The organism is Bifidobacterium sp. CP2 (assembly GCF_018555635.1).
Lineage (GTDB): Bacteria > Actinomycetota > Actinomycetes > Actinomycetales > Bifidobacteriaceae > Bifidobacterium > Bifidobacterium saguinibicoloris.
Genome location: NZ_JAFEJX010000010.1, coordinates 78,849 through 91,521 on the forward strand (window position 1 = coordinate 78,849; position 12,673 = coordinate 91,521).

A 12,673-nucleotide genomic window follows, 5' to 3' on the forward strand; every position below is an offset into this window, starting at 1 on the left:
CTCGCCGGCCTGTCCGGCGGGCGCCGCGTTCCATGAAAGGAGACTTCGATGGAGAAGCCCGAGCAGATTCTGGCCGTGGCCGACGGCACGCCCGCCGAGCCGGCCCTGCCGTGCCCCGACTATCCGGTGTACGCCGGCGACGACCTCGGCGCCGTGCCGGACGACGCGGGCACCACGTTCCGCGTGTGGGCGCCTTCGGCGAGCGGCGTCACGCTGCGTCTGTTCGCCGCCGGTTCCGCCGGCGAACGCCCCGACGCGTCCGATGCCGCGTCCGACGATGCCGCGTCCGTCGACGCGTCCGTCCCATTCGCCGTGCGCGACCTCGCCCCCGGCGTGGACGGCACGTGGTCGGTGCGCTGCGACGGCGTGGGCCACGGCGTCTACTACGACTACGTCGTGCGTTTCTCCGACGGCACGGCGAACCGCACGGCCGACCCGTGGGCGCGTGCGGCCGGCGTGAACGGCCGCCGCAGCATGGTGGTGGACCTGCGTCGCACGGATCCGGACGGTTGGGACGCGGACGTGCGTCCGCACATCGCCAGCCGCGACCTCGTCATCTGGGAGACGCACATCGGCGACTTCAGCAACGATCCGCACAGCGGCGTGCCGGCGTGCCATCGCGGCACGTATCTCGCGTTCACGCACGACGGCACCAGCGTGGACGGCGAGGGGGATTTCCCCACGTGCGTGGCGTATCTCAAACGTCTCGGCGTGACCGCCGTGCAGCTGCTGCCGTTCTACGACTACGGTTCCGTGGACGAGTCGGTCACGCCGCCGGCGTGCGTCGGCGCGTGCGGCGACGCCTGTGGAACGTCGCGTGAGACGTCCGGCGACGCGCGTGAAACCACCCGTGAAACACCTGCGTGCGCATGTGAAACCATCCGTGAAACACCCGACCGCCCGTTCAACTGGGGCTACGACCCGCTCAACTACAACGTGCCCGAAGGCTCGTACAGCACCGACCCGTTCCACGGCGAGGTGCGCATCAGGGAGTGCAAGCGCATGATTCAGGCGCTGCACGCCGCCGGCATCAAGGTCATCATGGACGTGGTCTACAACCACATGTTCTCCACGGACAACTGGTTCGAGCGCATGATCCCCGGTTACTGCCTGCGCCGCCGCGCCGACGGCTCGTTCGCGGACGGCTCCGCCTGCACGAACGACGTGGCCACCGAGCATCCGATGATGCGTAGATACATCGTGGACTCGGTGACGTACTGGGCGCGCGAATACCATATCGACGGCTTCCGTTTCGACCTCATGGGCCTCATCGACGTGGACACGATGAACGCGGTCCGCACGTCCCTGGACCAGCTGCCCGGCGGCGCCACGATCCTCATGCACGGCGAACCGTGGTCGGCCCGCCGCACGGCCCTCGAACCGGGCGCCGGCGTGGTGCTGGCGGACAAGCGCGGCATGCCGTATCTGAGCCCGCGCATCGGCGCGTTCTGCGATTCCACGCGCGACGCGGTGCGCGGCCACGTGTTCTTCCAGAAGGAGCCCGGCTATCTCACCGGCGCGGCCGCCGATTTCGCGGACGACATCCGCCATGCGTCGGACGCGTGGCGCGGCACGATGCACGAGGCCGCGTCCGTGGGACAGGTCATCCAGTACGTGTCCGCCCACGACGACCTCACCCTGTGGGACAAGCTGTGCGCCGCGATGCGCCGCCTGCCCACCGAGGCCGATTACGCGGCCGACGACGTGGATGCCGGAGGCCGGTGCGCGGACCTCATGCGTGCGAACCGTCTGGCCGCCGGCATCGTGTTCACCGCCGCCGGTGTGCCGTTCCTGCTGTCCGGCGAGGAGTTCGCCCGCACCAAGCACGGCGATTCCGATTCGTACCGCAGCCCCGCCTCGCTCAACCGGCTCGACTGGCGCCGCGCGCGGCGCCTGAACGCGCTGGTGGCCCATTACGCGACGCTCATCCGTTTGCGTCGCGGCAATCCCGCGTATTTCGGCGGCGCGCGCACAGTCGTGCCGCGCACCGACGAGACGGTGGCGTTCCGCGTGGGCGACGACTGTGTGGCCGTGAACCCGGTGGGGGAGACGCGCATGCAGTCCACGGTGGCGTTGGAGACGCCCGCCCCGTACGACGAGGTCTCGAGGATCGCGCCCGACGACTGGCGGTGCCTCTATTGCGCCGCCGACGGGTTCGCGTCCGGTCCGGCCGCGGCATACGATTGGACTGTTCCGTCCGATGCCGAGGGTGTGTCCGGCGATGCGGCCGTCCTGCCGCTGCCGTCCGTGGAGGATCGCGAGATGCCGTTGCCCCCGTACAGCATCACCGTGTGGAGGAGGCGCCGTCATGGTTGAGTACGTCCCGGAACGCCGTTATGACACGGTGTTCTTCGACTTGTATGGCACGTTGGTGGACATCCGCACCGACGAGGAGTCGCCGGCCGCGTGGGAGGCGCTGCGCGAGATGCTGGAGGACCATTCCGGCGTGACGTTCCGCGACGCTGCCACGCTCAAGGCCCGGTTCGACGCGCTGACCTCGTTCGTGTGGGCGCGCGAGGTCGACCTGCGCGGCGGGAACGCCGAACCCGACCTGCTGCCCGTCTACGCGGCGTTGGCGGCGGAGGACACCGTCGTCGACCCCGACTTCAGGGACCCGCGGGCGGTTGCGATGGCCGACGTGGGCGACCTGACCAACATGGGGCCGATGGTGCTTCCCGTGGCCCTTCAGCTGGCCTGGACGTTCCGTCGCGCCAGCACCAGCCTGCTGCGCCTCTACCCGGGCGCCGCGGCCATGCTCGCGCGGCTGCGCGAGGCGGGCCTCACGGTGGTGCTCGTCAGCAACGCGCAATCGGGCTACACGCGGCCGGAACTGCGTGGGCTGGATTTGGAGCCGCTGTTCGACAACATCGTCATCTCCAGCGAGGTGGGCGTGCGCAAGCCGTCGCCGCGCATCTACCGCATCGCGCTGGATGGGGTCCTGGCCGACCCGGGCCGCACGGTGATGGTCGGCAACGACGAGCGGGCGGACATCCTCGGCGCGAAGGGCGCAGGCATCGACGGTGTCTACCTGCGCACCGCGATCTCCCCGCAGAACGATCCGCAGGCCAGCGCGCACGCCGTCCTCTCCCTGGACGGCCCCGATTATGCTGGGCTCATGAAGTACCTGGGCGTCTGAACGCCCGGGCCATGCCGGCCGGACGGGCGATGCCGGAAGGCGCACGAACGCAACGGAGGAACGATGAACGACATCGAAATGGAACGGCAGCGCAAGCAGGCCGCGGGCGGCAGGCGCCGCAAGGGCCTGTCCGTGTTCCGGCTCAAGACAATCGCCGCGGTGTTCATGGCCCTGTCTGTCGCCTCCACCACGCTCGTGCCGCTGCTGGTCGGCCCGCCCACGGCGGACAACATGACCGGCCTGACCGTGGCCGTGGTGTGCGAGGTGGCCTCCTGGTGCGCGGTGCCGATCTACGCGTGGCTGCTGGTGAACGGCCTGAACCACACGCGAAGCGTCCCCCGCTATGCGCTGCGGCTGCTCGTCCTGGCCGTGGTGTGCGAGGCGCCGTACATGCGCCTCATGACCGGGCATTGGTTCGACATGCGCGCCCACAACCCGGTGTGGGGCCTGCTGGTCGCGCTCGTGGTGCTCGTGGCCGCCGATTGGATCGCGAAGCGGTACGCGGGCGCGCCGCGCGTGCTGCTCACCGTGGCGGTGGTCGCGGCCGGCGTGCTGTGGGATCTGCTGCTGCGCGTGGGCGTGAGCCAGCAGGTCATGTACACGGGCGTGCTCACCCTGGCGTTCGCGCTGGTGTTCCACTACCTCGGCGCGCATGAGAACACGATGATGTTCACCGCCGGCCTGCTGGGTGCGGTGATGTGCATCACGCCGGGCGTGGGTGTGGCGTTCCTGCACTACCGCAACGACGAGCCCGGCTGGCGTCACGCGTGGACGAAGTGGGTGTTCTACGCGCTCTACCCGGTCATGCTGTTCGCCGGCTGCCTGATGCTGGGCTGACGGGTGGGCCGCCCGTCCCGCGGCTAGTCCTCCACCGGGGCGTCGGAGCCGCGCAGGATCAGCTGCGCCTCCACCACTTCGTGCGGCTTGAGCAGCGACTTGCCCTCGATGAGCTTCAGCGCCTTGACGGCGGCGGAACGGCCCATCGCATACGGGTCCTGACGCATGGTGGTGAGGTTGATGGTGTCCGCGTAGGGGCTGTCGTCGAAGCCGACGATCGAATAGTCGCGCGGCGTGCGGTGCCCGTAGCGGCCGAGCTTGATGACGAGCGGAATGGCCATCATGTCCATCTGGCAGCAGATCGCGTCCGGGAACTCGTCCAGCGCGAGCAGCGCGGAGAGCGCGGAGTCGGCGAATGCCGGGCCGCGCGGCACGGACAGCACGCGCCAGTCGAGGTCCATGTTGCCTTTCTCCTGCGCGTTCCGGCAGGCGCGGATGAAGCCGCGGGCGCGCGCGTCGATGGAGGAGTCGAGCAGGGCGGCCTCGGAGCATGGGTAGACGATGCGTTTGTGGCCCAGGTTGATGAGATGCTGGGTGGCGGTGAACATGCCCTTCTCGTCGTCGATGCTGATGGTCGCGTCGAAGCCGTCCGCGGAGGGCGTGTTGATGCCGATGATCGGCACGTGGATGCGTTTGAGCTGCTCCACCTCGTGCGGGTCGATGGCGAACGAGGCCACGAACACGGCGTCCACGTTGCGGCGGATGGGCAGGTCGCCGAAGAACTCGCGGCGGTTGGCCTCGGTGTCGATGTGCTGGAAGAGGGAGATGTCGTAGCCGGCGGGGTGCATGACCGATTCGATGCCGGCGAACGTCTGCGTGTTGAACCAGCTGGTGATCTCCTCGTTCATGAGCATGGCCACGCGGTTGGTGCGCCCGGATTTGAGCGCGGTGGCGGAACGGGAGATGTTGAAGTCGAGGCGGTCGGCCACTTCGAGCACCTTGGCGCGGGTCTTCGCGGAGACGAGCTCCGGACGGGTGAAGGCGCGGGACACCGTGGAGATGGAGACGCCGGCTTCACCCGCCACCTCGTGGATGTCTGACTTGGCCATGGTGCTCCTCCTTGCCGTGTGGTGCGTGCCGTCGCGTGGTCCGTCCGCCGGCGCGTGCGGTTGCGCCGTGCCGTTCCGGCCGTCTCGTCCGTGTCGCCCGTACCTGTGGGGCGATGATACTTCGGTGTGTCGTCGGATGACACGACCCTCATACGCTGCAAACGTTCGCGAAACGTCGCGGGTCGGATTGTCAAGCATGTTACAGTGAGTACTGCACATTGCTGCAAACGTATGCACTCGATGGGGAGACCAATGGAGATACATCGGCCGCATCCGCGGCAGGCATACGTGTCACCGAACACCAGGGAAGGAAGGACCTCGCCGATGAGGGACAGGAAGCACACGGGGACGGGAGGATCCGTCCCCATCGTCCGAAGACTGGTCGCGGCAGGCGCGGCGGTGGCGACGCTCGCCGCCGCGCTGACGGCCACGCCGGCCGCGCTCGCGGCCGCGGACACGACGGGCGCGGCGCAGACCGTCGCGCAATCGCAGACCACCACGCAAACCGTCGCACAGACCGCCGCACGATCGGACGCCCACAGCGACGTCATCGCCATCGCGTTCCAGAACAACTGGAACTCCGTCGCCGCCGAATGCACGCAGACCTACGGGCCGGAAGGCGTGGGCTACGTGCAGGTCTCGCCGCCCATGGAAAGCATCAAGGGCACCGCCTGGTGGACCTCCTACCAGCCGGTGAGCTACAAGCTCGACTCCAAACTCGGCACCGAAGCCGAATTCCAGAACATGATCAAGGTGTGCAACGCGGCCGGCGTCGAGATCATCGCCGACGCGGTCATCAACCACACCAGCGGCGCCGACCAGGGCACCGGCACCGGCGTGGCCGGCAGCACCTACGACGGCGATGGAAACTTCCCCGCGATCCCGTACACCAAGGAGAACTTCCACAGCTGCATCAAGAACATCGGCGACTACACCAACGCCGACGAAGTGCAGAACTGCCGCCTGACCAGCCTCCAGGACCTCGACACCAGCCAGGAGTACGTGCAGGACAAGCTCGCCGACTACATGAACCACCTGCTCGAACTCGGCGTGTACGGGTTCCGCGTGGACGCGGTCAAGCACATCGCCAACGCGGACGTGAAGGCCATCAAGGCCAAGCTCGCCGAGAAGTCCGGGCGTGACGCGGACAGCATCTTCTTCGAACAGGAGGTCATCGGCAACGCGAGCGAGGCCGCCGCCATCCAGCCCATCAACTACGTGGGCAACGGCAAGGTCTCCGAATTCAACTACAACGCGCACCTGTCCGCCGCGTTCGCCACCGACATCACCAGCGAGACCAAGGGCCTCGGCAAGATCGGCGGCGACGGGTGGCTCGACTCCAGCCAGGCCGCCGTCTGGGTGACCAACTGGGACACCGAACGCAACTCGTCCGCCCTCACCTACAGGAAGGGCTCGAAGTACCTGCTCGCCAACGCGTTCATGCTCGCGTACGACTACGGCCAGCCGCACATCTACTCCGGCTACTACTTCGACAACAACGACGACGGCGCGCCCGGCGCCACCGACACGTCCGTGCCGGACGTGACCTGCCCCACCGACGGCTCCATGACCGCCGGCACCTGGCAGTGCACCCAGCGCTGGACCGCCGTCCGCGGCATGATCGGCTTCCACAACGCCGTCTCCGGCACCAAGGTGACCGACTGGAAGGCGTACGACGCGAACGTGCTCGGCTTCGGCCGCGGCACGAAGGGCTACCTCGCCATCAACAACAGCGCGAAGGCGTCCAAGCAGACCTTCCGCACCTCGCTGCCCGCCGGCGAATACTGCAACGTGTACGCCGTCGGCGACTGCTCGCAGACCGTCACCGTGAAGGCCGACGGCACGTTCGAGGCGACCATCGCCGCGAACTCCGCCATCGCCATTCACGTGGGCGCCACCCCGTCCACCTGGACCGGCACCGCCAAGTCCGACCCCACCGACCCGGACCTGACCGTCAACGACGCGGCCGTCACCGCGGCCACCGACACCAGCCGCACCATCTACTACAAGCTGCCCGCAGGCTGGAAGCAGGCCTACCTGCACTACGGCATCGGCGAGAACTGGGCCGAACAGGGCCACGAACCCATGCAGGACGCCGGCGACGGCTGGGTGAAGCTCACCGTCGACCCGAAGGGCCAGTCGTTCGAATACGTGTTCACCGACGACAACGGCAACTGGGACAACCCGAACGGCGGCGGCAACTACACCGCCAAGGGCCACTGGACGGCCGTCGCCGACCATGAGGCCAGCGCCGGCGTGCCGGAAGACCTCAACGCCTACCAGCCGAAGACCAAGGTCGTCGTCCACTACAAGGCGGCGGACGGCGACGCCGTCGCCGACCGCGGCGTGTATATGTGGGGCGCCGACAAGGACGGCAAGACGCTCGACGGCGCCTGGCACGCGTTCACCGGCACCGACTCCTACGGCCAGGTGTTCGAAACCACTGTGGACGGCGCGTACGAGGCCGGCAAGATCGGCGTCATCGTCACCACCGAGAACTGGAACAAGGTCGGCGGCGACCGCATGATCGACGGCTCCAACGGCACCGCCGAGATCTGGGTGGACGGCTCCCAGCCGGACACCACCCTCACCGCCGCGCCCGACGGCTACCGGAAGACCGCCGACGTCATCGACGTGACCATCCACTACCACCGCCTCTCCGACGACTACGCCACCGACGACGGCCTGAAGGCGTGGGACATCTGGGGTTGGGCCGACGGCGTCAACGGCGCCGCATACCCGTTCTCCTCCCACGACGACTACGGCCTCATCGCCAAGTACACCCTCAAGGGCAGCGCCATGGGCACGCCGCAGTTCATCGTGCGCTACGGCGGCGACGGCTGGGAGGCCAAGGACCCGGACGCCGCCGACCGCACCATCCCGCAGTCCGCGATCACGGTGAACACGGACGGCACCGCCTCCGCGGAGATCTGGCTCGTGCAGGGCGACGCCACCGTCTACACCAACGGCACGCTGTACAACGCCGCCGGCACCATCGTGTCCGCGCAGATGAGCGACTTCACCACCATCACCGCCAAACTCAACAAGACCATCCCCGCCGAAGGCCTCGCCGACAAGGTGACCCTCGACGGCGCGGCCATCAAGGGCGTGAAGGCGGACGGCGCCACCGTCACCATCACCGTCGACGGCGAACTGGACGTCACCAAGACGTACACGCTCGCCATCGAAGGCTTCGGCAAGCAGACCGTGACCCTCGGCGCCGTCGTGCGCTCCGACGCGTTCGACCGGAAGTACGCGTACGACGGCGACGACCTCGGCGCGACCTACACGGCCGGCAAGACCACGTTCAAGCTGTGGGCGCCGACCGCCACCGCGGTGACGCTGCGCATGTACCGGTCCGTCGACCCCTCGTCCGACGTCGTCAACGTGCGCCAGTCGCTCGACAAGGCCGGCGACAAGGGCGTGTGGACGTTCGCCGTCGACGGCGACATGGCCGGCTACGCGTACGACTACGAACTCACGTTCGCCGACGGCACCGTCAACGTGTCCGCCGACCCGTACGCCACCGCCGCCGTGGCCAACGGCTCGCGCTCCGTCGTCCTCTCCGGCAAGGAGCAGGGCAATGCGGGCAAGCGCATGAAGTCGTTCGGCGACCCCACCAACGCGATCGTCACCGAGGCGAACGTGCGCGACATGACCATCTCGCCCACCTCCGGCGTAAGCGAGCAGAACCGCGGCAAGTACCTCGGCTTCGTCGAGGAGGGCACCACGGTGAACGGCGCGAAGGGCGCGGCCGCCACCGGCGTCGACTACCTCAAGAGCCTCGGCGTGACGCACGTGCAGATCATGCCCGTCTACGACTACGGCTCCGTGGACGAGACCGGCGACCTGTCCTACAACGCCCAGGGCGCGCAGAACTGGGGCTACGACCCGGTCAACTACAACGTGCCCGAAGGCTCCTACTCCTCCGACCCGAGCGACCCCTCCGCCCGCGTCAAGGAGATGAAGCAGATGGTCAAGGGGCTGCATAAGAACGGCCTGTACGTGGTGATGGACGTGGTGTACAACCACGTGTACAACGCCTCCACGCACGCGTTCAACCAGACCGTGCCCGGCTACTACTTCCGCTACGACGCCAACGGCAACCTGCTGAGCAACTCCGGCTGCGGCAACGACGTGGCGTCCGAACGCGCCATGGCCCGCAAGTATATCGTCGACTCGGTCACGTACTGGGCGAAGGAGTACAACGTGGACGGCTTCCGCTTCGACCTCATGGGCCTGCTCGACCAGACCACGATGAAGGAGGTGCGCGCCGCGCTCGACAAGATCGATCCCGGCATCCTCGTCATCGGTGAAGGCTGGGACATGACCGACGCGCTCGGCGACCAGGAGACCACGCAGGCGCACGCCGCCAACGTGCCCGGCGTCGCGTTCTTCAACGACTCCATCCGCGACGCCATCAAGGGCAGCGTGTTCTCCGACGGCGACACCGGCTTCATCACCGGCAAGGGCGGCCAGGAGGGGCTCATCGCCTCCAACGTGCTCGGCTGCCCCAACGGCAAGTCCGGCATCGGCGGCGGCGCATGGTGCGGCAACGCCGACTACGCGAACGCCGGCCAGGTGGTGCAGTACGTGGAGATCCACGACAACCTCACCCTGTACGACAAGCTCGTCAAGAGCGCGCCGAACGACTCCGAGGAGACGCGCCTCGCCCGCGCCAAGCTCGCCGACTCGCTCATCCTCCTCTCCCAGGGCGTGACCGACATGCAGTTCGGTCAGGAGTTCCTGCGCACCAAGGGCGGCGACGGCAACAGCTACAACGCCGGCGACGCGGTGAACGCCATCGACTGGAACCGCGTGGTGGAACAGGCCGACTCCGTCGACTACGTGCGCGGGCTCATCGCCCTGCGCAAGGCCATCGGCGCGCTCCACCTGAGCGACTACGCCGACATCGCCAAGAACATGACGGTCATCGCCCAGTCCGACGGCGTCGTCGCCTACCGTCTCACCGACGGCAAGGACACGTACGTGGTGGCGTTTAACGCCAACGGCTCCGCCGCGCGTGTGACCGGCGTGGACGCCGGCGAGTACACCGTGCTCGCCGCAGGCGGCAAGATCGCGGCTTCCGGCGTGGCCTCGGGCAAGGGCCTCGGCACGGTCGCCGTGGGCGACGACGGCCTCGAGGCCGGCGCGCTGTCCGCCACCGTCGTCAAGGCCGGCGTGAGCGACGGGTCCGGTGACAACGGTTCCGGTGACGGCGACAAGGGCGACGGCGACAACTCCGGCGACAAGGGCGACGGTTCCGACGGTTCCGGCGATGGTTCCGGCGACGGCTCCGACAAGGGCGACGCCGGCAAGCCATCCGATGGCAAGCCGTCCGCCGACGGCAAGTCCGACGGCAAGCCGGAAGGCCTGTCCAGGACCGGCGCGTCCGTGGCCGGCGCGGCGGCGGTCGTCACGATCGCGCTCGCCATCGGCGGCGTCACGCTCGTGCTGCGTCGTCGCGGCCTGCGCGACTGACGGCTACGGGCCCGTCGGCTGACGTTCCGATCGCACGGCCGACGGGCCGTACGCCCACCTGTTCCGCCGGTCTCCGGCGCCGCCGAGGCGGCATCCGGGGTCGGCGGAACCCTGCTTTCAAAACCTGAGCGACATTCGCTCAGGTTTTTGTGTCGAAAGTGGGAATAAACCTTGCATGTCGGAAGTTGAGTGGTGTAGGCTCAAGTTCTGGAAGGTCCGAGAGACGGTCCCACCGGAACCCGGGCGAAGAACGTAAGAACGAACAACAACAAAGGAGCACACATTATGGCACGTGCAGTCGGTATCGATCTGGGAACCACGAATTCCTGCATCGCCACCCTTGAGGGCGGCGAGCCCACCGTCATCGTCAACGCCGAAGGCGCCCGCACCACGCCGTCCGTGGTGGCGTTCAGCAAGTCCGGCGAGATCCTCGTCGGCGAGGTGGCCAAGCGTCAGGCCGTCACCAACGTCGACCGCACCATCTCCTCCGTCAAGCGTCACATGGGCACCGATTGGACCGTCGAGATCGACGGCAAGAAGTGGACCCCGCAGGAGATCTCCGCGCAGATCCTCATGAAGCTCAAGAGGGACGCCGAGGCTTACCTCGGCGAGCCCGTCACCGACGCCGTCATCACCTGCCCGGCGTACTTCAACGACGCCCAGCGCCAGGCCACCAAGGACGCCGGCAAGATCGCCGGCCTGAACGTCCTGCGCATCATCAACGAGCCGACCGCGGCCGCGCTGGCCTACGGTCTGGAGAAGGGCAAGGAGGACGAGCGCATCCTGGTCTTCGACCTCGGCGGCGGCACCTTCGATGTGTCCCTGCTGGAGATCGGCAAGGACGACGACGGCTTCTCCACCATCCAGGTGCAGGCCACCAACGGTGACAACCACCTGGGCGGCGACGATTGGGACCAGAAGATCATCGATTGGCTGGTCTCCGAAGTCAAGAACAAGTACGGCGTGGACCTCAGCAAGGACAAGATCGCCCTGCAGCGTCTGAAGGAAGCCGCGGAGCAGGCCAAGAAGGAGCTGTCCTCCTCGACCAGCACCTCCATCTCCATGCAGTACCTGGCCATGACGCCCGACGGCACCCCGGTGCACCTGGACGAAACCCTGACCCGTGCGCACTTCGAGGAAATGACCTCCGACCTGCTCGGCCGCTGCCGCACCCCGTTCAACAACGTGCTGCGCGACGCGAACATCTCCGTGGGCCAGATCGACCACGTGGTGCTCGTCGGCGGCTCCACCCGTATGCCGGCCGTCAAGGAGCTTGTCAAGGAGCTCACCGGCGGCAAGGAGGCGAACCAGTCCGTCAACCCGGATGAGGTCGTGGCCGTCGGCGCCGCCGTGCAGTCCGGCGTCATCAAGGGCGACCGCAAGGACGTCCTGCTCATCGACGTGACCCCGCTGTCCCTCGGCATCGAGACCAAGGGCGGCATCATGACCAAGCTCATCGACCGCAACACCGCCATCCCGACCAAGCGTTCCGAGGTGTTCTCCACCGCCGAGGACAACCAGCCGTCCGTGCTCATCCAGGTCTACCAGGGCGAGCGTGAGTTCGCCCGCGACAACAAGCCGCTGGGCACCTTCGAGCTGACCGGCATCGCGCCGGCCCCGCGTGGCGTCCCGCAGATCGAGGTCACCTTCGACATCGACGCCAACGGCATCGTGCATGTGTCCGCCAAGGACAAGGGCACCGGCAAGGAGCAGTCGATGACCATCACTGGCGGTTCCGGTCTGCCGAAGGACGAGATCGACCGCATGGTCAAGGAGGCCGAAGCCCACGAGGCCGAGGACAAGAAGCGCAAGGAGGAGGCCGAGACCCGCAATCAGGCCGAGGCGTTCGCCTACCAGACCGAGAAGCTCGTCAACGACAACAAGGACAAGCTCTCCGACGACGTCGCCAACGAGGTCACTGAGAAGGTCAACGCCCTCAAGGAAGCCCTCAAGGGCGACGACATCGAGAAGGTCAAGACCGCGCAGAGCGAGCTCATGACCTCCGCCCAGAAGATCGGCCAGGCCCTCTACGCCCAGCAGGGCGCCGAAGGCGCGGCCGGTGCCGCGGGCGCCGCGGGCGCCGCGTCCGGTTCCGCCTCCAACGGCGGCGACGACGACGTGGTGGACGCCGAAGTCGTGGACGACGACGACAAGGACAACAAGTAAGGTC

General features: G+C 67.7%; 6 protein-coding genes. 5 read left to right on the forward strand and 1 reads right to left on the reverse strand.

Translation table 11 applies throughout. The annotated features are described in order from the left end of the window. Nucleotides 1-48 precede the first annotated feature (48 nt). The 3 genes from JS531_RS08575 (at nucleotide 49) to JS531_RS08585 (ending at nucleotide 3,973) form a co-directional block, all read left to right on the forward strand. Complete coding sequence (locus JS531_RS08575; protein WP_214315079.1) at nucleotides 49-2,316, forward strand: alpha-amylase family glycosyl hydrolase; 2,268 nt, start codon at nucleotides 49-51, stop codon at nucleotides 2,314-2,316. Further along, nucleotides 2,309-3,136 (forward strand): HAD family hydrolase, encoded by an 828-nt coding sequence (locus JS531_RS08580; RefSeq protein WP_214315081.1) that lies wholly within the window; start codon nucleotides 2,309-2,311, stop codon nucleotides 3,134-3,136. Before JS531_RS08575 ends, JS531_RS08580 begins: the two co-directional genes overlap by 8 nt. A 63-nt stretch (nucleotides 3,137-3,199) precedes the next feature. Further along, nucleotides 3,200-3,973 carry a TraX family protein gene (locus JS531_RS08585; protein ID WP_214315083.1) on the forward strand — a complete coding sequence of 258 codons (774 nt, stop codon included), beginning with the start codon at nucleotides 3,200-3,202 and terminating at the stop codon, nucleotides 3,971-3,973. Nucleotides 3,974-3,996: 23 nt separating this feature from the next. On the opposite strand, the gene JS531_RS08590 is transcribed toward JS531_RS08585, so the two are convergent. Beyond that, nucleotides 3,997-5,022 carry a LacI family DNA-binding transcriptional regulator gene (locus JS531_RS08590; protein ID WP_214315085.1) on the reverse strand — a complete coding sequence of 342 codons (1,026 nt, stop codon included), beginning with the start codon at nucleotides 5,020-5,022 and terminating at the stop codon, nucleotides 3,997-3,999. Nucleotides 5,023-5,346: 324 nt separating this feature from the next. Between JS531_RS08590 and pulA the strand changes: the two genes are divergently transcribed. Both pulA and dnaK read left to right on the forward strand, forming a co-directional pair. Continuing rightward, the gene (gene pulA, locus JS531_RS08595; protein ID WP_214315087.1) at nucleotides 5,347-10,503 is read left to right on the forward strand and encodes a type I pullulanase; all 5,157 of its coding nucleotides are present in this window, start codon (nucleotides 5,347-5,349) and stop codon (nucleotides 10,501-10,503) included. A gap of 285 nt (nucleotides 10,504-10,788) precedes the next feature. After that, nucleotides 10,789-12,669, forward strand: coding sequence for a molecular chaperone DnaK (gene dnaK / locus JS531_RS08600; RefSeq protein WP_214315089.1), 1,881 nt, complete (start codon nucleotides 10,789-10,791; stop codon nucleotides 12,667-12,669). Nucleotides 12,670-12,673: the final 4 nt, after the last annotated feature.

Coding starts and splice junctions, on each gene's coding strand:
- JS531_RS08575 (WP_214315079.1), top strand. CDS start 49: ATGGAGAAGCCCGAGCAGATTCTGGCCGTGGCCGACGGCACGCCCGCC.
- JS531_RS08580 (WP_214315081.1), top strand. CDS start 2,309: ATGGTTGAGTACGTCCCGGAACGCCGTTATGACACGGTGTTCTTCGAC.
- JS531_RS08585 (WP_214315083.1), top strand. CDS start 3,200: ATGAACGACATCGAAATGGAACGGCAGCGCAAGCAGGCCGCGGGCGGC.
- JS531_RS08590 (WP_214315085.1), bottom strand. CDS start 5,022: ATGGCCAAGTCAGACATCCACGAGGTGGCGGGTGAAGCCGGCGTCTCC.
- pulA (WP_214315087.1), top strand. CDS start 5,347: ATGAGGGACAGGAAGCACACGGGGACGGGAGGATCCGTCCCCATCGTC.
- dnaK (WP_214315089.1), top strand. CDS start 10,789: ATGGCACGTGCAGTCGGTATCGATCTGGGAACCACGAATTCCTGCATC.